The organism is Pandoraea capi, assembly GCF_902459735.1.
GTDB lineage: Bacteria > Pseudomonadota > Gammaproteobacteria > Burkholderiales > Burkholderiaceae > Pandoraea > Pandoraea capi.
This window is the reverse complement of sequence record NZ_CABPRV010000003.1, coordinates 18,073-38,436: the sequence shown is the minus strand read 5'-3', so window position 1 is coordinate 38,436 and position 20,364 is coordinate 18,073. Positions and strand designations below refer to the sequence as shown.

Below are 20,364 nucleotides of genomic sequence, written 5' to 3'. Positions count from 1 at the left end.
GCGGGCAGACAAACAGCGTGAGCACTTCGATAGCAGGGCGACATCAGTGCAAAGGCAGGGCTTGATGTCGCATGCGCGCCGGCGCGGTTCCGATAATCGATCCTCGGGATCAGTACTGAAGCTTCAGGCTCACAGCCACGCTGCGGCCCGGTGCCGAATAGGCGTCCTTGACGGTCGAGTTATCGGCGAGGTTGCGAACGTCCGACCAGTTCCAGTACTTGCGGTCGAACACGTTGTAAATACCGGCATAGATCGTCGCGTTCTTGTTGATGTGGTACCCGCCCGAGAGGTCGAGCACGATCGACGACGGCGGTGCCCAGCAGTTCTGGTTCTGCTGCGTGCCTGCCGTACAGGACTTGGCGATCTGGCTTTGCGATTTGGCCGCCTGGAACATCAGGTCGGCCTGTGCGAACCACGTGCTGTTCGGCTCGTAACGCACCCCCACGACCATCGAGAACGGGTTGATGGTGTTGAGCGGCTGGCTCGCGGCGCCGTCGTCTTCGGTCGTGCCGTGCGTGTAGGCCATGGCGGTGCGCAGGGTGATGCCTCCCTTGAGGGCCCATGCGGCACGGCCTTCCCAGCCTTGAATGTTGGCGCGGCTGAAGTTCACATACTGGAAGATGAGCGGATCGCCCGGACGCCCGGAGCCGCTGATGTTCTGCTGCGAGATGAAGTTGCGGTACTTGCCCGCGAACACGGCGGTGCTGTACGTGACGGGGCCGAGCGTGGTCGCCAGACGGCCGCGCAGACCCAGCTCGACGGTATCGCTCGTCTCCGGCTTCAGGTTCGGGTTCGCGATCGACATGTAGCCGAAGATCGGGTTCGAGAAGCCGTTGTTGACCTGATCGGGCGTCGGCGTGCGGAAGCCGCGTGCGTACTGGACATACGGAATCAGCGACGGGGCGATCTCGTACATGATCGCCAGACGCGGCGAGAACGCGGAGTCGTTCGACGACGTGGGCTGCACCAGCTTGCCCGAACTCGTCTGCGAGACGTACAGCGGGTCGTTCTGCTTCGGCGACAGCCAGTAGGCGTCGTAACGAATACCCGGCGTGACCGTGAGCGCGCCATAGCGCATCTCGTCTTGCAGGAACGCGCCGAACAGCGTGTAGTCGGTGTCCGGGAATGCCTTGTTCGGGAACGATTCACCCACGCCCGGCACGGTGCCGTTGCGATAGCTGGTCACGTAGGCGAGGCTCGCGTCGGTGCCATACACGAGCTTGTGCGCGAGCGGGCCCGTCTCGAAGTTGCTTTCTGCCTGCAACGAGCCGCCGACGGTGCGCTCCTTGTACGTGTTGTCGCGCGTACGGTCGCCCGCAGTGCGCTTCTCGTACGAGTACTGGCTGTTTTTGGCGTCCTGGAAATAGAGCAGGGCGTGCGCGTTCTGGATGTACGACTGCGACGCATCGGCGAAGTCGTAGTCGAGGCTCACGCGGTTGCGTTCGAGCCGGTCGCTCGTGTGCAGGCCGAGCGTCGTGGGCGGCGCGATGGCGGACAGCACGTCCGAGTCGGTGCGGCGGCGCACGTTTTCTGCCGTGAGCTTGAACGTCGAGAACGGTGTCGCCTTGAAGACGAGCTTGCCGAGCACCGAGTTGCCGTTGGTGTCCTGCGGGTTCGCCGTCGTGCGCGCGGTACTCGCCGAATCGTTGGTGCCCTTGCCGTCGAGTTCGTGACCCTTGTTGCCGTCGACGATCAACATGCCCTGCCACTGCTCGCCGCCCCAGGCGGCTTGCGCCGTCGTGCCGAAGCTGCGGTCCATCGAGTTGTAGTACGGACGCAGCGAGAAGTAGGTCGACTTGCCGAACACGTCGAGCAGGTCCTGCGGATCCTTGGTGAGGAAGTTGACCACGCCGGTAAGCCCGTCGCTGCCGTACAGCGACGATGCCGGGCCGCGCAGGATTTCGATGCGGCGCAGCAGGTCTATGCTCATGTAGTCGCCACGGCCGGCTTCGAGCGGGCCGAACGAGTAGGACGAGGGCAGGCGGATGCCGTCTTCGAAGAGCGCGACGCGGTTGCCTTCCAGCCCCCGCACGTTGATGCTCGAATTGCCGTCGCGACCACCGCCGGCGGCGGCCGACGCCGGGCGATACGGCGCGCGACGCACGGTCACGCCGGGCTCGTAGCGTAGCGCTTCCTTGATGTCCTGCGCCTGCTGCTCTTCGAGATCCTGATCGGTGATGACCGAAATGGACGCCGGTGTGCGTTCCGCTTCGGTCGGCGTACGGGTTGCCGTCACGTTCACCTCGCGCAAATTGGCCTCGGCGAGTTGCAGCGCAGCGCCGGGCGATGCTTGCGCGAGTTGAAGAGTCTGGACGGACTGGCCGGGCCTGGCGGGTGGCGCCGAGCCGTCGGCCGGCGCCTGTTGCGCGAAAGCGGCAGGCAGCCAGAACGCGGCAAACACCGCGCCGGCGAGCGGATGCAGGCGCCGACGTGGCTCGGACGCACGCTGGCGTCGCGAGGCTCCGATTCGTTGCGCCTCGAAGGCGATCGAATCGGTCGTGCCCGAATCCCCGATCTCCCGACGCGTAGACATGACAAAGGCGCGGCCCCCGCCGCTCGACGACTGCTTCACTGCTGGCTCCCAGTGCAAAAAACCCCGTTGCTGGCTGGCAAGCGCTCGTGGCAATCGGCGTGTCGGCAGCGTCTCTCGACGCTTCACTACACGCTGGCAGGCGCGGCTGGCGAAAAATCTTGCGCCACCGTGCCGTTGTGATTCGGCCTTGGGACGAAGAGCGTTGATTCGTTGGTTAAATGAGAATCATTTGCATTTTTAGCGAAGATTCTCTGCTCCGTCAAGTGAAAATGTGGCGCGTTGTCAACATATGGGAACCGATCGTAAGGAACTGCGACATGATCGGTACACGTTGAAGGCAGGGGCTGCGCAGGCCGGGATCCCTGCACGTCGGGCGGGCGCGGCACGGTGGCCCATCAGAGTCGTCAGACCCCATGTCACAGCCACAACTGGCGTCAGATCGGCAGGCTCGTATCGAACTTGATTTCCCGCAGCACGACGCTTGTTTTGACGTTCGATACCGCGGGCAGCCGGAAGATGTGTTCGTGCAAGAACGCGTCGTAGGCCTTGATGTCCGGCGCCACGATCTTGAGGATGTAGTCCGCTTCGCCGGTCGTGCTGTAGCACTCGGTGACTTCAGGGCACGAGCGAATCTCGCGCTCGAACTGCTCGGTGCCCCCTTCCGTATGGCGCGTGAGCTGCACGTGCGCCAGCGCACACACGTGCAGGCCGAGCTTTTCGCGGTCGAGCAGCACCGTGTAGCGCTGGATCACGCCGCTTTGCTCCATGTCCTTGATGCGGCGCCAGCAAGGTGTCGCGGACAGGCCGACGTTTTCAGACAGTTCCTGCGCCGAGCGGCGTGAATCGATCTGCAACAGACGCAGAATCTGGCGGGCGAAGTTGTCGAGTAATTCCATTTTTCAAAACCGCCTTTTGCGAAATAAACGTTTCTTATTGTGCGCCAGATGGAGTGAAATAGTAAAAATCTTTCTCCTGCCTCCCCATACACTGCTTCCATAACCGACGTCGATCCGAGCCGTACCTGCGCCTATCCATGCATTGCGCGCCGACGTCGAAACGAACAGAACAAACGCCCCCGAAGCAGTGTCGGCCAGTCGATTCCAGGAAGACGCGACAGGCCGGTGCGGGGGATCAGGAGATACCCGATGAATGCCCCCATGCGCGCCGCGCTCGCGACGCCGACGGCCAACCCCCTGGCCCATCCCGACTACCAGCTCTCCGACGCCCTGACGGCGCGCAGCGGCCAGATCTTTCTGACCGGCACGCAGGCGCTCGTTCGCATCCTGCTCATGCAGCACCAGCTGGACGCCGCGCGTGGCCTGAACACCGCCGGCTTCATCAGCGGGTATCGGGGCTCGCCGCTGGGCGGTGTGGACCAGCAGTTGTGGAAGGCGAAGAAACTGCTCGACGCAGCCAGCGTCAAGTTCCTGCCGGCCATCAACGAGGAACTGGGCGGCACGGCCGTGATGGGCACGCAACGCGTGGAAGCCGACCCGGAGCGCACCGTCGAAGGTGTATTCGGCATGTGGTACGGCAAGGGCCCGGGCGTGGACCGCGCGGGCGACGCGCTCAAGCACGGCAACGCCTACGGTGCGTCGCGTCACGGCGGCGTGCTCGTGGTGGCGGGTGACGATCACGGCTGCGTGTCGTCGTCGATGCCGCATCAGAGCGACTTCACGATGATGTCGTGGAGCATGCCGGTGCTCAATCCGGCGGACATCGGCGAATTGGTCGAATTCGGCCTCTACGGCTATGCGCTGTCGCGTTTTTCCGGCGCATGGGCGGGCCTCAAGGCCATCTCCGAGACGGTCGAGTCGCGCGGTACCGTCGACCTCGACAAGATCCGCACCGACTGGACCGAGCCGCTTGATTACGTCGCTCCGGCGGGCGGTCTGCACAACCGCTGGCCCGACCTGCCGAGCCTGGCGCTCGAAGCGCGCCTGGCGGACAAGCTCGACGCCGTGCGCGCCTTCTCGCGCGTGAACAGCATCGACAAGTGGATTGCGCCGTCGCCCGAGGCCGACATCGGCATCGTGACGTGCGGCAAGGCGCACCTCGACCTGATGGAGACGCTGCGTCGTCTGGACATCACCGTCTACGATCTCGCCGCCGCCGGCGTGCGCATCTACAAGGTGGGCCTGTCGTTCCCGCTGGACATGTCGCGTCTGGACACCTTCGTTGCCGGGCTGAAGGAAATTCTCGTGATCGAGGAGAAGGGCCCGGTCGTCGAGCAGCAGATCAAGCAGTACCTCTATAACCGCACCACGGGCACGCGTCCGGTCGTGCTCGGCAAGACCGATGCCGAAGGCCGTGCGCTGCTCTCCGCGCTGGGCGAGTTGCGTCCGTCGCGCGTGTTGCCGGTGTTCGCCGAGTGGCTCGCGAAACATCGTCCCGCACTGGATCGCCGTGAGCGCGTGGTCGATCTCGTGGCGCACGAGATTCTGTCGAATGCGGCCGACGGCGTGCGTCGCGTGCCGTACTTCTGCTCGGGCTGTCCGCACAACACGTCGACGAAGGTGCCTGAAGGCTCCATCGCGCAGGCGGGGATCGGGTGTCACTTCATGGCGTCGTGGATGGATCGCGACACCACCGGTCTGATTCAGATGGGCGGCGAGGGTGTGGACTGGGCGGCGCATTCGCACTTCACGAAGCGTCCGCACGTCTTCCAGAATCTGGGGGACGGCACATACTTCCACTCGGGGTTGCTGGCGATTCGTCAGGCGGTCGCGTCGAAGGCGAACATCACCTACAAGATCCTCTACAACGATGCGGTGGCGATGACCGGCGGCCAGCCGGTCGACGGCTCGATTTCGGTGCCGCAGATCGCGCGTCAGGTCGAAGCCGAAGGCATCGCCAAGCTCGTGGTCGTGAGCGACGAGCCGGAGAAGTACGTCGGTCATGAAGGGCAGTTCCCGAAGGGCACGACCTTCCATCACCGCAGCGAACTCGACGCCGTGCAGCGCGAACTGCGCGACATTCCCGGCGCGACCGTGCTCATCTACGATCAGACGTGTGCGGCTGAGAAGCGTCGTCGTCGCAAGAAAAACGAATTCCCGAATCCGGACCGCCGTCTGTTCATCAACGAAGCCGTTTGCGAAGGCTGCGGCGATTGCGGCGTGGCGTCGAACTGCCTGTCGGTCGAGCCGGTCGAGACCGCGATGGGACGCAAGCGTCGCATCGATCAATCGTCGTGCAACAAGGACTTCTCCTGCGTGAACGGCTTCTGCCCGAGCTTCGTTTCGGTCAAGGGCGCGCAGTTGAAGAAGGCGCTGGCGGCGGCATTCGATCAGGCGGCATTCGAGGGACGTCTGAACGCGCTGCCGGAACCGGTCGCGCTCGCGGGCGACGCGCCGTTCGACATCATGGTCACGGGCGTGGGCGGTACGGGCGTCGTGACGATCGGTGCGCTCATCACGATGGCAGCGCACCTGGAAGGCAAGAGCGCGTCGGTGCTCGACTTCATGGGCTTCGCGCAGAAGGGCGGTGCGGTGCTGTCGTTCGTGCGGTTCGCGAACACGCCGCAGGCGCTCAATCAGGTGCGTATCGACACGCAGCAGGCTGACGTGCTGCTCGCCTGCGACATGGTCGTGGGCGCGAGTGCGGATGCGTTGCAGACGGTGCGTCGCGACCGCACGCGGGTGGTCGTGAACACGCACGCAATTCCGAATGCGACGTTCGTGCAGAACCCCGATGCGAATCTGCATGCCGGCGAGCTGCTGGAGAAGATGCGTCACGCGGCGGGCAACGACAAGCTCGACGCCTGCGATGCACAGGCGCTTGCCCAGCGTTTCCTCGGCGACACGATGGGCTCGAACATCATCATGCTCGGCTACGCGTGGCAACTCGGCCTGGTGCCGGTCTCGCTGCAAGCGCTGCAACGCGCCATCGAACTGAACAACGTGGCGGTGCCGATGAACCACCTGGCGTTGGCCATCGGCCGTCTGGCGGCGGGCGATCCCGCTGCGCTCACGGAAACCACGGCCAAGGCCGCGCATGCGCCGATGCACGCGCCCGTCGCAGACGACATGACGTTCGACGCGCTCGTCGCCCATCGCGTGGACTTGCTCACGCAGTATCAGAGCGCGGCATACGCGTCGCAATTCACGGCCTTCGTGAAGCGCGTGGCCGACGCGGAGACGCGTGTGGCTGGTGCACCGGGACGTCTGTCGCGCGCGGTGGCGCAGCAGCTCTCGCGTCTGATGGCGTACAAGGACGAGTACGAAGTGGCGCGTCTCTATGCGCAAACGGCGTTCACCGACGCATTGGGCGAAACGTTCGAAGGCAAGCCGGGCAGCGACTTCCGTCTCGAGTTCCACATGGCGCCGCCGCTCATCGCGCGCGGCAAGGATGGTGGCGTACCGAAGAAGGTGACGATCGGGCCGTGGCTGTGGCCGGTGCTGCGGGGCATGGCGAAGCTGCGAGGTCTGCGTGGCGGTGCGCTGGACGTCTTCGGTTACACGCTGGAGCGCCGTATGGAGCGGCAGTTGATCGCGGACTACCGCACGACGCTGGAACGTGCGCTGGGCGGTCTGTCGGCCGACACGCTGGCGGATGCGATCGCGCTGGCCGAAGCGCCGGCGAAGATTCGCGGCTACGGTCACGTGAAGCTGGCGAATCTGGCGATGGTCAAGCGTGTGGAAGCGACGATTGCCGGGCGTCTGGGCATCACCGCCGCCACGGGCGACGCCGTCGAACAGGCGCTCGCACACGCCCGCAGCAATGGCAAATCGCTCAAGGGCATCCCGGTCGTGACGTCGCGCTGAGCTTTCGCCGCAAACGTCGGCAATCCGCACGGGGGCTTCGGCCCCCGTTTTTCATGGCGCAGCGTGTCATGTGCGCCTCATGCGCGGGGCGGGAACGGCATGAAGCGGGAGGGTTTCTGCACCGTCATCGGGCCGACGCGCTACCATTCGGGGTAGTGACGCTTGATTACGGAGAGGAAAATGAGTGTTTCGAAGGCGCCTGCGGATCGCAAGGTGATCCTCACGGGTGACCGTCCGACGGGCCCGCTGCATCTGGGCCATTACGTCGGTAGTCTGAAGAACCGTGTTGCATATCAGCACGAGTACAAGCAATTCATCCTGGTCGCAGACGCACAGGCGCTGACCGATAACACCGACGACGAAGGCAAAGGCCGCGACAAGGTGCATCGCAACGTCTCCGAGGTCGCGCTCGACTATCTGGCCGTCGGCATCGACCCGGATGTCACGACCATCTGCGTGCAGACGTGGTTGCCCGAACTGACTGAACTCACGTTCTATTACCTGAATCTGGTTACCGTGGCGCGTCTGGAGCGTAATCCGACCGTCAAGCAGGAAATCAGCCTGCGTAACTTCGAGCGCGACATTCCGGCCGGTTTTCTCACGTACCCCGTGAGCCAGGCGGCCGACATCACCGCTTTTCGCGCCACGCTCGTGCCCGTCGGCGAAGACCAGTTGCCGATGATCGAGCAGACCAACGAAATCGTGCGCCGTCTGAATCGCATGGCGAACCGCGAGATCCTGACCGAAGCAAAGGCCCTCGTGCCGCCGATCGGACGTCTGCCGGGCATCGACGGCAAGGCCAAGATGAGCAAGTCGCTCGGCAACGTCATCAACATTTCCTCCACGCCCGACGAAATCCGCGCCGCCGTGAAGAAGTGCTACACCGACCCGCTGCACCTGAAGGTCGAAGACCCCGGGCACCTGGAAGGTAACGTCGCGTTCGCCTATCTCGACGCCTTCGACGAAGACAAGGAAGGCCTGCAAGCGCTCAAGGATTACTATGTGCGCGGCGGGCTGGCCGACTCGAAGGTGAAGGCGCGTCTGGAAGAGCGCTTGCAGGAAATGCTGCGTCCGATGCGCGAGCGTCGCGAGGAGTACGCGAAGAACCCGGATTACGTGTGGGACATGCTGCGCGCGGGCACCGAACGCGCTCGCGAAACGGTCTCGCAAACGCTGGACGACGTGCGTTCAGTGTTCGTCACGCCGGGTTGGAAGAAGTAAGACGAAGTCGCTGCCATGGTGTAAGCCTGCGATGGCACAGGCGATAACGTCATCAGCCATTCGCGCCTCGATGTGATTTGCCTCCTGACGGATCGGAACGTTCCCCGATACGCAGGGGGCAATGCTTTTTTTGGGGGCGTCGATTCAGTGGGCCGTAGGGCTCTTCTTCGCGGTATCGTGCGCGCCATTGCTGTCACGCAGGATTTTTCGCATCGCGTTCGCGCGAAGACCTGGCGGTTGCGGCGAGAGTGGCGAGGACGGTGCGGACTGTAAGGCGCAGGCAGGCGCGTCGGAATTCTCGGATTTCCCTGATGGCTCACAGCTCACCATGTCCCCTATGAAGTCCTTGCGCTTTTCCAGCGTTGGAGAGGTGGGGGGCGATTCCTTCGGGTTGTCCAGCGCGAGCATCAATGCAGCCTGTTCGGCTTTTAATTGGCGCACCTTCTCAAGCGCTTGCGTCAACCTCATGTTCAGATGCATGGCCTTCGCGCGCGTGGCGTAGCCCATCCCCGCTGGCTGTACATAGTGGATCGGTGGTTCGGATATCTTTGGCATGACGGTCAGAGTCCTGTAAAAAGTTTCGAGATGAGAGATTCGACGACCGATACCTTTTGGGGCGCGCTCATTTGTGCCGGGGGCGCTGGCTGCGGGTATCGACTTTTTGCGCCATCTCGTCCTGCATGTCGCCCAGCGTGTCGATTTCTTCGCTCAACGCCTCGATCTTGCCGGTGATTTCGGTCGTCTCCTTATCGGTTTCAAAGAGCTGTCTGGCGTTGATCTGCTGATTGAGCGTCTGATACAGATTGCGCACCTTGGTAATGCAGTTCGTGAGGTCGGTCCAGCCTCGATTGCGCGGGTAGCCCACGACGTTGAAGATGCTGTGCGTCGTGCTGAGAATGCCGATGAGCGCGGCGGAAAACTTCAGCCCCAGGCCGAGTCCGAGTACGGCCGGAAGCAGCGGAGGGAGCATGACCGACGCGACACCGAGCGCAACTGTCAGCACACAGAGGATGACGAGAACGGAAATCTTCGTCTTCCAGTACCGGCGGTCTCGCGGCATGGCCGCCGTGGCTCGTGTAAGCGCTCCATTGACGAGCAAAGTTGTGCTGTTCAGCAATTTTCCGACTTTCGCAAAGGCCTGTGCGACGACGCGCCGGTTTTTGAGAATTGCCACAGGAGACATCGGAACGCCGCGCTCGACCTCCTTGTGCTGTGTCTCCACGCATTGCGCGGCCGCTAGCGCCGTGCGCATCAATTTGACGGTCTTGTCGATGTGACTCAGCGCGGTATGCGCCGCAAGCGCGTAAGGGGTCAATGCATCGACCGACGTCACCGATCTTTGCGAGCCGACGGATCGCCACGTCCCCCAGGGCAACTGGCGCGAGCGGTAGATCTTCCGGATAGCGGTGTCGAAGTTCGCGATCAACGTGTCGATGCTGAGGATGTCGGTGGCGTTCTCGCGTAACGCGGTATCGACTTGCGCAGCGAGGTCGTTGATCGGGCCGAAGGATTCCGGCAACGACGTATCGCTGATATCGACACTCAGTGCCGCTCCCATGCATCGCCACGTTGTCGCCATCTCACCCAGTTCGTTCAGGATGGACTTGCGAAGCCCCTCCAGCGACGCGGCATCGCTACTGTCCTCCAGAGGTGTCACGTCTTGCTGCCGGACTTTCACGGCGTGCCAGTCGCTCAACGCAGGGGCGATGTCGAACCGCGAAGTGATGCGGCGTTCGGGGAAAAGGACTAGCGAAGCGATCGTCATGGCGAGCACCCTGTTTTCAGCCTCTATGAGGCGAGACTAGTCCTCTCGGTGTGTGCGTCGCTTTTACATTTTGCGCACGCTGCGTAGAGTCGATTCCCATGGGGATGACGCAAAAAAACGCCACGATGTGCATGACATCGTGGCGTTTTTTCATCGTCCGACAGATCTGTCGCGCTTCGCGATAACCGTGGCCTTACCGCGAGGTGAGTGCGGCGTTATTGCGAAGCGATCGCGATTTCACGGCTGTTTTGCGACCTTACCGTCCTTGAAGACCCAGCGAATCGCTTCGCCCTGACCCGTGAGCACGTCGATCGATTCGAGCGGGTTGCCGTCGACGACCAGCACGTCCGCCAGCGCGCCCGGCGCAATCACGCCGAGTTCGCCCACGCGATTCAGAATCTCCGCGCCGATCACCGTTGCCGAGCGCAGCGTCTCGGCGGCGCCGAGCACGTCGGCGCGAATCGTCAGCTCGTCGGACTGGTACTTGTGCATATCGCCGAGCAGGTCCGAGCCGAAGCCCATCTTCACGCCTGCGTCACGATAGATCGAAAGCGACTCGCGCCCCGCGCGTTGCACGCTCTCTACCTTGGCCACCGATTCCGGCGGCAGGCCGAGCGAGGCGCCATCCTTGGTCAGCGCATCGTAAGTCACGAGCGTCGGCACGACATACGCGCCTTTCTCGGCCATGAGTTTCGCCGTTTCAGCGTCGCACAGGTTGCCATGTTCGATGGTGCGCACGCCGCAACGCACGGCACGCGCGATCGCCTTCGGCGTGTAGGCGTGGGCCATCACGTAGGTCTGAGCGGCTTCCGCTTCCGCGACGGCGGCGCGGATTTCATCTTCCGAATATTGCGTGTTGGCGATGGGATCGACCGGCGAGGCGACACCACCCGACGCCATCAGCTTGATCTGCGTCGCACCCTTCTGAATTTCTTCGCGCACGGCGAGGCGAATCGGATCGACACCGTCGACCACACGGCCGATGGCGCCTGCACGAAACGCACATGAGCACGGCTCCAGCGTGTCGCTACGCGGGCGGAAGTCACCGTGACCGCCGGTCTGCGAGAGCGCCTTGCCCGACGGGAAAATGCGCGGGCCGGGAATCACCCCTTGCTCGATGGCCTGTTGCAGCGCCCAGTCGGCGCCACCGGCATCGCGCACGGTCGTGAAGCCGCGATGCAGCATGCCCTGCATGATCGGCAGCGACTTGAGCACGGTGAGCACGTTCGGCTGACTGGCGTTCGTGCCAAGGTTCGGATGCGATGCGAGCACGTGTACGTGGCAATCGATCATGCCGGGCATGACGGTCTTGCCGGCAACGTCGATCACCGTGGCGCCTGCGACGTCGAGCGGCGTGGCACTCACCGCCGTGATGCGGTTGCCTTCGATGACGACGTCATGGCGTTCGAGCAGACGGCCGGCGGCCGCGTCGAGCACGTTGCCGCCGCGAAGCAAAGTAACGGTCGTGGGGGACATGTGGGAATTCCTTGGGGAAAAAAGCACAAGGCGCGCCGGGAAAGGGCGCGCCTTGTTCAGGGGAAACTCAGGCCTTCGGGAGCGGCTTGACGAAGCGCGTGCCGACGAGGCTGATGGCGGCGGCGATGATCACGTAGATTGCCGGGGCCATGTTGCTGCCCGTACGGGCGATCAGCCACGTGATGATGAGCGCCGCGAAACCGCCGAAGATCGTCACGGCGAAGTTGTAGGCCACCGACAGACCGGTCGAGAGCACCTTCGCCGGGAACAGCTCCGAGAACGCAGCGAGAATCGGACCGGTGTAGCAGGCGATCAGCAGGCCGAACACGATCTGGAACGTGAGCAGCGAGTGCAGGCCGGGCGCGACGTTGATGTACGTGAACATCGGCCATGCGAGCACCAGAATCAGCAGTGCCGAACCCGACAGGAACGGACGGCGGCCGATGCGATCTGCCAGACGTCCCACGACCGGTGCGAACACGAGAATCATCGCGCCACCGACCATACCGGCGGTGAAGCCGTCCGCGGCCGGCAGGTGCAGCACGCGCTGGGCATACGTCGGCATGTAGAACAGCAGCACGTAGGTGCAGATCGTCCACAGCACGACCATGGAGAAGCTCGCGAGCGTTTCCTTCGGGTACTGCGAGAAGACGTCGCGCAGCGGCGTGTCGGACTTCTCTGCGTGCTGGAACGTCGGCGTTTCGTCGATCTTGTTACGGATGTAGAAGCCGACCGGGCCGATCAGCATGCCGACGATGAACGGTACGCGCCAGCCCCACGATTCGAGCGATGCCTTGTCGAGTTCGGTCGTCACGAACGTGCCCACCGCGGCGCCGAGCAGCACGGCGAAGCCGATGCTCGACTGAATCCATGCGGAGTAGTACGCGCGCTGATTCGGCGGTGCGTATTCGGTCAGGAACGCCGTGGCGCCGCCCATTTCACCGCCGGCCGAGAAGCCTTGCAGCAGACGGGCGAGCACGATGATGAGCGGTGCGGCCAGACCGATCTGGTCGTACGTGGGCGCCAGACCGATCATGGCGGTGCCCGCAGCCATCAGCAGGATGGTGAGCGAAAGCGCTGCCTTGCGGCCCACGCGGTCGGAATAGATCCCGAGCACGATGCCGCCGACCGGGCGCATGAAGAAGCCCACGCCGAAGGTGGCGACGGCCAGCAGGAACGACGACAGGTCGTCGCCGGTGGGGAAGAACTGCTTCGCGATGATGGCTGCGAAGAAGCTATAGACGGTGAAGTCGAACCATTCCAGACCGTTGCCGATCACCGTCGCCACGATCGCGTGACGGCGCTGACGGGCCAGGTTGTCTTGAGGCACTGCGTAGGTCGCCTGCATCTGGGTCTCCCGGAGGATGGGTGGCGTCCGTTGCGTGTCTTGCGTTCACGTCATGCGGTAATACGCCTGCTTTTTTGTCGAATCACGTCTGTCGGCATGGCCGTGCGAGAGAAAGTCGGCCATTCCCGCTGACAAAACGTGCGCGGATAGGACAGAAAGTAGTTCAGACAAAATGACAGGCAAAGCGATAATTCCGCATGTTGCCATGCGTGCAGCGCATGGCAACTTTTGAAACGTCACGTAACCCCTATGATGGGAAACGAGTTTCCGAGTAAATCCAGTTGCGGAAAATTCGCGCCGCGGCATGCTCGTGACGCTCGGCAGGCCACACGAGGTAGTAGCCGCCGCCCAGACTTGCCGTCGCATCGCACGCGGACACGAGCAGGCCGGCGTCGAGACAGGGATCGATCATGTGCCGCCAGCCCATCACCATGCCGCCGCCTTCGATGGCCATCTGCACGAGCAGCGGATAGTAGTTCGCGCTGACCATGCGCGGGAACTTGGGAGCGTTCACGCCTTGCAGCTCGAACCAGTCGGGCCACGACATCCACTTGCGCTGACCGTCTTCGATGAAGAGCAGCGTTTCGCTCACGAGATCGGCCGGTGCGAGCTGACGTCCGTTCAGATAGGCGGGCGAGCAGACGGGGAAGACTTCTTCGTCGAACAGACGCCGCCCGGCGAAGTCGGGCGGCAGATCGTTACGGACGTAGTACACGCCCAGATCGAATTCGGACGCGGAGAGCGACGTAATGCCGTCTTTCACGATCACGCGGATCTTGATGTCCGGATGCGCGGCGCGAAAGCGCATGAGTTGCGGCGTCATCCAGAGCACGGCGACGCCTGACGAGCACGCGACCGTGAGTTCCAGATCGCCACGGCGTTTCATGAGATCGGCCGTGGCTTCGGCGCATTCGCCGAGCAGACGCTGAATCTGCTCGGCGTAGCGTTGTCCGGCCACCGTCAGCCGCAGCGTGCGATGCTCGCGAGTGAAGAGCGCGCGCCCGAGAAACTCTTCGAGCTGCGCGATCTGCCGGCTCACGGCGCTTTGCGTGAGGTTGAGCTCCGCTGCCGCCCGGGTGAAGCTCGCGTGACGCACGGCGGCGTCGAACGCGATCAGACAGTGCAGCGGCGGCAGGGGCGAGATAGGCATGCGGGCAGACGGTAGTGCGGTGCCCGGTTACCGCTTGCCGACCATCTGCTCGGGACGAACCCACGCGTCGAACTGTTCGGCCGTGACGTGGCCGAGTGCGAGGGCGGATGCCTTGAGCGTGGTGCCTTCCTTGTGCGCCTTCTTCGCGATCTGCGCGGCCTTGTCGTAGCCGATGTGCGGGTTGAGCGCGGTCACCAGCATGAGCGACTCTTCGAGCAGCGAGCTGATGCGGGCGCGATTCGGCTCGATACCGATGGCGCAGTTGTCGTTGAAGCTCACGGCGCCGTCGGCGAGGACTCGCACGCTTTGCAGGAAGTTGTGGATGAGCATCGGCTTGAACACGTTCAGCTCGAAGTTGCCCATGGAGCCGCCGACGTTGATGGCGACATCGTTGCCCAACACCTGAGCGCACAGCATCGTCATGGCTTCGCATTGGGTCGGGTTGACCTTGCCCGGCATGATCGAGCTGCCCGGTTCGTTTTCCGGGATCTGCAATTCGCCGATGCCGCAACGCGGGCCGCTGGCGAGCCAGCGCACGTCGTTGGCAATCTTCATGAAGCTGGCGGCCAGCGTCTTGAGCGTACCGTGCGCATGGACGATGGCGTCGTTGGCGGCCAGCGCCTCGAACTTGTTCGGTGCGGTGACGAACGGCAGGCCGGTGTCGCGTGCGAGCGTGTCGGCGACCTTCTTCGCGAATTCGGGGTGTGCGTTCAGGCCCGTGCCCACGGCCGTGCCGCCGAGCGCGAGTTCTGCCACGTGCGGCAGCGCGTCGTTCACATGCTTCAGACCGTGATCGATCTGTGCGACCCAGCCGGAGATTTCCTGACCGAGCGTGAGCGGGGTGGCGTCCTGCAAGTGCGTGCGGCCGATCTTGACGATGTCGTCGTAGGCGCGCGCTTTCGCGTGCAGGGTGTCGCGCAGCTGATCGACGCTGGGCTTGAGGTGGTTCACGAGGGCGTCGAGTGCGGCCACGCTCATGGCGGTCGGGAAGACGTCGTTCGACGACTGGCCCTTGTTCACGTCGTCGTTCGGATGCACGAGACGCTCTTCGCCACGCACGCCGCCAAGCAGTTCGCTGGCGCGGTTGGCGAGCACTTCGTTCATGTTCATGTTCGACTGCGTGCCCGAGCCCGTCTGCCAGACGGCGAGCGGGAATTCGTCGTCATGCTGGCCGGCGATGACTTCGTCTGCCGCCTTGATGATGGCGTCGGCCTTCTTGGCGTCGAGCACGCCCAGGTCCTTGTTGACCTCGGCGGCGGCGCGCTTCACACGCGCGAGTGCGCGCACGAGTTCGCGCGGCATCTTCTCGGTCGAGATCTTGAAGTTCAGCAGCGAGCGCTGCGTTTGCGCCCCCCACAAACGATCGGCAGGCACCGCAATTTCACCGAACGTATCGCGTTCCATTCGCACATCAGACATGGTCGACTCCTTGAAAGCAGAATTAAATTCTAGAACGTTGACGAAGATCCGACATGGCACGTCGTTGGGGGAACGTGCCACGTCATGGGAATGATTTGCGAGGAAGTGGGCCTTTCTAATGTCTCGACTGCGCTGAATTCGAAGGCCTGAGCAGGCATGGATTATGCGCCGGATTGGTGACGCGAGGGGGCTGATTCGGCGTGGAAACCGGACGAAAGGCGTTGCGCCGCCCTCTATCGGGTGTCTTCGCCCCCGGTAGACGCTCAGGCCCAGACGGCCGCCACCAGTTGGAGGGCCGCAGCAATGGCGGGTTCGTCCCGGCGCGAAGCGAGTGTGACGAACGTGAGTTCGGTCGGCACGCTCACACTGTCGGCAATCGCCAGACCGTGAGCGCGCGCTTCGCGCAGCGCAATCGAGTCGCGCACCAGCGATAGCCCGATGCCGGACTTCACCAGATCCAGCATGGACGGCTCCTGATCCACTTCCGCCACCTTGACGGGCGAAACCCCGGCCTCGCCGAACACGGCCGAGAGCAGACGGTTGTGGGCCGATTCCGGCGGTGTCCAGATCCACGGCAGTGCGGCGAGTTCGCGCCAACCGCGCCGGGCGACACGTTCGCGCCATCCGGCAGGCGCGAGCACCTGATAGGAGAACGGGGTGAGGGTGATCGCGTGAAATCGCGTCGGGTCGGGCGTGCCGATATAGAAGCCGACGTCCAGCTCGTTGCGCGCCAACTGGTGCAGCACGTCGCCCGACATGCTGTGCCGTAGCGCCGTCTCGATGTGGGGATACGACTCCACGAGCCGCTTCAGGAAGCCGCCCAGGCGCGTGAACTCGGGATCGAGGATGGTGCCGATGCGAAGGCGTCCGCGCACGGTTTCGCGCAGTGCACCGGCGGCCTGCTGGAAGTCGGACAGCGCGGCGAGCATGCGCTCGGCCAGCGGCAGCAGCGCCTGCGCGTCGCGGGTGAGCGCCAGCCCGTGCGCCGTGCGGGTAAAGAGCGTCAGTCGCAAGGCTTCCTGCAATGCCTTGACCTGAAGGCTGACCGCCGGTTGCGTCAGATGCAGGCGCTGGGCGGCGCGCGTGAGATTGCCCTCATGGGCAATGGCGACAAAGGCACGGAGATGGGCGAGTTCCATGGGGGCGCGGTCGGCAGGGTCTGAGGTCCTCCGGCGACGCCGAGGGATCAACATAAGGGAATCTTATATTGCTTTTGATAATTTCTCATTGGATTGCTTCGAGGGGCGGCAGTACGCTTGGGGCTCATCGTCGCGTGTGCCGGTGAGTGCATCGGTTGGAGAGCGAGGCAGAAAGTGAGACGGCAGACAGGCGCGACAGGGCGGAAAACGATGACCGAGCGGCGAACCACGTCGCCAAATCCAGAGGAACGAACATGAGCAATGCTGATATTCCCGTCGTGCAGCACGACATCGGTGGCCAGCGAGCGGCCGGTGACGGCGAACGGTTTGCCGACGTCTTCAATCCGGCGCAGGGCACGGTCAGTGCGCGCGTCGCGCTGGCGAGCGTGCAGGACGTGAATGCCGCGGTGGCGGCGGCGAAGGCCGCGCTGCCGTCGTGGTCCGAGACGGCGCCGCTCAAGCGCGCCCGCGTGCTCTTCAAGTTCAAGGCGTTGCTCGACGAACATCAGGACGAACTCGCGCGCATCATCACGCGAGAGCACGGCAAAGTGTTCTCCGACGCCCGTGGCGAAGTCACGCGCGGCATCGAGATCGTCGAGTACGCCTGCGGCGCGCCGAACCTGCTCATGGGCAAGCACAGCGACAACATTGGCGGCGGCATCGACAACTGGCATCTGCGACAGCCGGTCGGTGTGTGCGCGGGCATCACGCCGTTCAACTTCCCGGTGATGGTGCCGATGTGGATGTTTCCGATCGCGCTGGCCTGCGGCAACACGTTCGTGCTCAAGCCGTCCGAGCGCGATCCGTCCGCCAGTCTGCTGATCGCCGATCTGCTGCGCGAGGCTGGATTGCCCGACGGCGTGTTCAACGTGGTGCAGGGCGACAAGGTCGCCGTCGATGCGCTCCTGGCGCACCCCGACGTCGAAGCGCTGTCGTTCGTCGGCTCCACGCCGATTGCGGAATACATCTACACGGAAGGCACGAAGCGCGGCAAACGCGTGCAGGCGCTGGGCGGCGCGAAGAATCATCTGGTCGTGATGCCCGACGCGAATCTGGATCAGGCGGTCGACGCGCTGATCGGCGCCGCCTACGGCTCGGCGGGCGAGCGTTGCATGGCGATCTCGGTGGCGGTGGCCGTGGGGCAGGTGGCGGATCGTCTGGTCGATGCGCTGGTGCCGCGCGTGAAGGCGTTGCGCGTGGGACCGGGCGTTGACGACGCCTCCGAGATGGGCCCGGTCGTCACGGCGGCCCACAAGGCGAAGATCGAGGACTATATCGGGCAGGGCGTGAGTGCGGGCGCAACGCTTCTCGTCGATGGGCGCGGCCTCAATGTCCCGGGTCACGAGAAGGGCTTCTTCCTCGGCGGCACGCTGTTCGATCACGTCACGCCCGAGATGAGCATTTATCGCGACGAAATCTTCGGACCGGTGCTGGCGGTCGTGCGCGTGCCCGATCTGGCGTCGGCCATCGAGCTGATCAACGCGCACGAGTTCGGCAATGGCGTATCGTGTTTCACGAGCGACGGCGGTGTGGCGCGTGCTTTCTCGCGTCAGGTGAAGATCGGCATGGTGGGCATCAACGTGCCGATTCCGGTGCCGATGGCATGGCAGTCGTTCGGCGGATGGAAGCGCTCGTTGTTCGGCGACCATCACGCCTATGGCGAAGAGGGCATTCGCTTCTACACGCGCTTCAAGAGCGTGATGCAGCGTTGGCCGGACAGCATCGCGAAGGGGGCCGAGTTCACGATGCCGGTGGCGAAGTAAATCAAAAAATGAACCCGCGCGGGGTGGCGACAGTCCACCCCACTCGGGTGCCGCACCAGCGCCGGCACCACACCATGGCGAGTGCCGCGCCATCGACGGAGACATGCGGGAATGAGCAAGCAGGCGTTGCATACAGATAAGCCTTCAGACAAACAGGAGCGCTTCGATTACGTGATCGTCGGCGCCGGATCGGCCGGGTGCGTGCTCGCGAATCGTCTGACGCAGGACCCCGACGTCACCGTGCTGCTGCTCGAAGCGGGCGGCAAGGACGACTATCACTGGATTCACATCCCCGTCGGTTATCTCTACTGCATCGGCAATCCGCGCACGGACTGGCTGTATCGCACGCAGGCGGAAGACGGTCTCAACGGCCGCTCGCTCGCCTATCCGCGCGGCCGGGTGCTCGGCGGCAGCTCGTCGATCAACGGCATGATCTACATGCGCGGGCAGCGCGAAGACTACGACGTTTGGGCCGACGCCACGGGCGACGATGGCTGGCGCTGGGACAACGTGTTGCCGCTCTTTCGTCGCAGCGAAGATCACTACAAGGGCAGCACCGAGTTTCACGGCAGCGGCGGCGAATGGCGCGTGGAGCAGCAGCGGCTGTCGTGGCGCGTGCTCGACTCGTTTGCCGACGCCGCCGAGCAGATCGGCATTCCCCGGACAGACGACTTCAATCGCGGCGACAACTTCGGCATTGGCTACTTCGAAGTCAACCAGCGACGCGGCGTGCGCTGGAGTGCGGCGAAGGGCTTTCTGCGTCCGGCGTCGCAGCGTCCGAACCTGACGGTAATCACGGGCGCCAGCGTGAGCCGTCTGCTCTTCGACGGCACGCGCTGCACGGGCGTGGCGTATCGCGGCGGCAACGAAGACTTCACGGCGCTCGCCAACGTCGAGACGATTCTCGCGGCGGGTGCGGTGAACTCGCCGCATCTGCTGGAAGTGTCCGGGATTGGCGACGGCGAACGGTTGCGCGGTTTCGGCATCGACGTGGTGTCGCACGTGCCGGGCGTCGGCGAGAATTTGCAGGATCATTTGCAGTTGCGCACGGTGTACAAGCTGCGCGGCGCGAAGACGCTCAATCTCACCGCGAACAGTCTGCTCGGCAAACTGACGATCGGCATGCAGTACGCGTTCACGCAACGTGGACCGATGAGCATGGCGCCGTCGCAACTCGGCGCATTCGCCCGCAGTCGCGACGATGTCGCACGTCCCGATCTGGAGTATCACGTGCAGCCGTTATCGCTGGAGAAGTTCGGCGAGCCGCTGCACAAGTTCAATGCGTTTACGGCGTCGGTGTGCAATCTGCGTCCGACGTCGCGCGGTCACGTGCATCTGAGCTCACCCGATGCGCGCGTCGCGCCGAGCATCGCGCCGCATTATCTGTCGACGGAAGACGACCTGCGTGTGGCGGCGGATGCGATCAAGCTCACGCGTCGCATCGTCGGTGCGCCGGCGTTCGCCCGTTACGAGCCGCGCGAGTATCTGCCGGGGCCGTCGTTTCAGAGCGATGACGATCTCAGGCGCGCGGCAGGCGACATCGGCACGACGATCTTTCATCCGGTCGGCACCTGCCGCATGGGACGTGATGACGACGCCAACGCGGTCGTCGATTCGCAACTGCGCGTGCGCGGTGTGCAGGGGCTGCGCGTGGTCGATGCATCGGTCATGCCGACCATCACCTCCGGCAACACCAACTCCCCGACGATCATGATCGCGGAGCGCGCCAGCGACATGATTCGTGCCGCTAGGAAGGCGGAGAGTCGGTGAGGGGCTTAACGAAATGA

At 63.9% G+C, this 20,364-nt stretch carries 13 protein-coding genes; 4 read left to right on the top strand and 9 right to left on the bottom strand.

Annotated features, from left to right (window positions below; translation table 11 throughout):
* Positions 1-109: 109 nt before the first annotated feature.
* Positions 110-2,533 carry a TonB-dependent hemoglobin/transferrin/lactoferrin family receptor gene (locus tag PCA20602_RS06980; protein ID WP_150720616.1) on the bottom strand — a complete coding sequence of 808 codons (2,424 nt, stop codon included), beginning with the start codon at positions 2,531-2,533 and terminating at the stop codon, positions 110-112.
* A 434-nt stretch (positions 2,534-2,967) separates the two neighbouring features.
* The gene (locus PCA20602_RS06975) at positions 2,968-3,429 is read right to left on the bottom strand and encodes an Lrp/AsnC family transcriptional regulator (protein ID WP_044457521.1); all 462 of its coding nucleotides are present in this window, start codon (positions 3,427-3,429) and stop codon (positions 2,968-2,970) included.
* A 249-nt stretch (positions 3,430-3,678) separates the two neighbouring features.
* On the opposite strand from PCA20602_RS06975, the gene PCA20602_RS06970 reads away from it, so the two are divergent.
* Both PCA20602_RS06970 and trpS read left to right on the top strand, forming a co-directional pair.
* On the top strand, positions 3,679-7,296 hold the full coding sequence (locus PCA20602_RS06970; protein WP_150720615.1) for an indolepyruvate ferredoxin oxidoreductase family protein: 3,618 nt from the start codon (positions 3,679-3,681) through the stop codon (positions 7,294-7,296).
* A gap of 180 nt (positions 7,297-7,476) precedes the next feature.
* The gene (trpS, locus tag PCA20602_RS06965; protein ID WP_150720614.1) at positions 7,477-8,517 is read left to right on the top strand and encodes a tryptophan--tRNA ligase; all 1,041 of its coding nucleotides are present in this window, start codon (positions 7,477-7,479) and stop codon (positions 8,515-8,517) included.
* Between the two features lie 144 nt (positions 8,518-8,661).
* Here trpS and PCA20602_RS06960 read toward each other — a convergent pair whose 3' ends face one another.
* From PCA20602_RS06960 to PCA20602_RS06930, 7 genes are all read right to left on the bottom strand, one after another.
* Positions 8,662-9,072 carry a hypothetical protein gene (locus PCA20602_RS06960; RefSeq protein WP_150720613.1) on the bottom strand — a complete coding sequence of 137 codons (411 nt, stop codon included), beginning with the start codon at positions 9,070-9,072 and terminating at the stop codon, positions 8,662-8,664.
* 67 nt (positions 9,073-9,139) lie between these two features.
* Complete coding sequence (locus PCA20602_RS06955) at positions 9,140-10,282, bottom strand: hypothetical protein (protein ID WP_150720612.1); 1,143 nt, start codon at positions 10,280-10,282, stop codon at positions 9,140-9,142.
* Positions 10,283-10,519: 237 nt separating this feature from the next.
* Complete coding sequence (locus PCA20602_RS06950; RefSeq protein ID WP_150720611.1) at positions 10,520-11,758, bottom strand: metal-dependent hydrolase family protein; 1,239 nt, start codon at positions 11,756-11,758, stop codon at positions 10,520-10,522.
* 67 nt (positions 11,759-11,825) lie between these two features.
* Positions 11,826-13,106 carry an MFS transporter gene (locus PCA20602_RS06945; RefSeq protein WP_150720610.1) on the bottom strand — a complete coding sequence of 427 codons (1,281 nt, stop codon included), beginning with the start codon at positions 13,104-13,106 and terminating at the stop codon, positions 11,826-11,828.
* Between the two features lie 247 nt (positions 13,107-13,353).
* The gene (locus PCA20602_RS06940; protein ID WP_150720609.1) at positions 13,354-14,256 is read right to left on the bottom strand and encodes a LysR substrate-binding domain-containing protein; all 903 of its coding nucleotides are present in this window, start codon (positions 14,254-14,256) and stop codon (positions 13,354-13,356) included.
* A 27-nt stretch (positions 14,257-14,283) separates the two neighbouring features.
* On the bottom strand, positions 14,284-15,675 hold the full coding sequence (gene fumC, locus PCA20602_RS06935) for a class II fumarate hydratase (protein WP_150720608.1): 1,392 nt from the start codon (positions 15,673-15,675) through the stop codon (positions 14,284-14,286).
* A gap of 263 nt (positions 15,676-15,938) precedes the next feature.
* Positions 15,939-16,814, bottom strand: a complete 876-nt coding sequence (locus tag PCA20602_RS06930; RefSeq protein ID WP_150720607.1) for a LysR family transcriptional regulator — start codon at positions 16,812-16,814, stop codon at positions 15,939-15,941.
* A gap of 254 nt (positions 16,815-17,068) precedes the next feature.
* Here PCA20602_RS06930 and PCA20602_RS06925 point away from each other — a divergent pair, with 254 nt between their 5' ends.
* Both PCA20602_RS06925 and PCA20602_RS06920 read left to right on the top strand, forming a co-directional pair.
* Positions 17,069-18,577, top strand: a complete 1,509-nt coding sequence (locus tag PCA20602_RS06925; RefSeq protein WP_150720606.1) for a CoA-acylating methylmalonate-semialdehyde dehydrogenase — start codon at positions 17,069-17,071, stop codon at positions 18,575-18,577.
* A gap of 111 nt (positions 18,578-18,688) precedes the next feature.
* Complete coding sequence (locus PCA20602_RS06920; protein ID WP_150720605.1) at positions 18,689-20,347, top strand: GMC family oxidoreductase; 1,659 nt, start codon at positions 18,689-18,691, stop codon at positions 20,345-20,347.
* Positions 20,348-20,364 lie beyond the last annotated feature (17 nt).

Coding starts and splice junctions, on each gene's coding strand:
- PCA20602_RS06980 (WP_150720616.1), bottom strand. CDS start 2,533: ATGTCTACGCGTCGGGAGATCGGGGATTCGGGCACGACCGATTCGATC.
- PCA20602_RS06975 (WP_044457521.1), bottom strand. CDS start 3,429: ATGGAATTACTCGACAACTTCGCCCGCCAGATTCTGCGTCTGTTGCAG.
- PCA20602_RS06970 (WP_150720615.1), top strand. CDS start 3,679: ATGAATGCCCCCATGCGCGCCGCGCTCGCGACGCCGACGGCCAACCCC.
- trpS (WP_150720614.1), top strand. CDS start 7,477: ATGAGTGTTTCGAAGGCGCCTGCGGATCGCAAGGTGATCCTCACGGGT.
- PCA20602_RS06960 (WP_150720613.1), bottom strand. CDS start 9,072: ATGCCAAAGATATCCGAACCACCGATCCACTATGTACAGCCAGCGGGG.
- PCA20602_RS06955 (WP_150720612.1), bottom strand. CDS start 10,282: ATGACGATCGCTTCGCTAGTCCTTTTCCCCGAACGCCGCATCACTTCG.
- PCA20602_RS06950 (WP_150720611.1), bottom strand. CDS start 11,758: ATGTCCCCCACGACCGTTACTTTGCTTCGCGGCGGCAACGTGCTCGAC.
- PCA20602_RS06945 (WP_150720610.1), bottom strand. CDS start 13,106: ATGCAGGCGACCTACGCAGTGCCTCAAGACAACCTGGCCCGTCAGCGC.
- PCA20602_RS06940 (WP_150720609.1), bottom strand. CDS start 14,256: ATGCCTATCTCGCCCCTGCCGCCGCTGCACTGTCTGATCGCGTTCGAC.
- fumC (WP_150720608.1), bottom strand. CDS start 15,675: ATGTCTGATGTGCGAATGGAACGCGATACGTTCGGTGAAATTGCGGTG.
- PCA20602_RS06930 (WP_150720607.1), bottom strand. CDS start 16,814: ATGGAACTCGCCCATCTCCGTGCCTTTGTCGCCATTGCCCATGAGGGC.
- PCA20602_RS06925 (WP_150720606.1), top strand. CDS start 17,069: ATGAGCAATGCTGATATTCCCGTCGTGCAGCACGACATCGGTGGCCAG.
- PCA20602_RS06920 (WP_150720605.1), top strand. CDS start 18,689: ATGAGCAAGCAGGCGTTGCATACAGATAAGCCTTCAGACAAACAGGAG.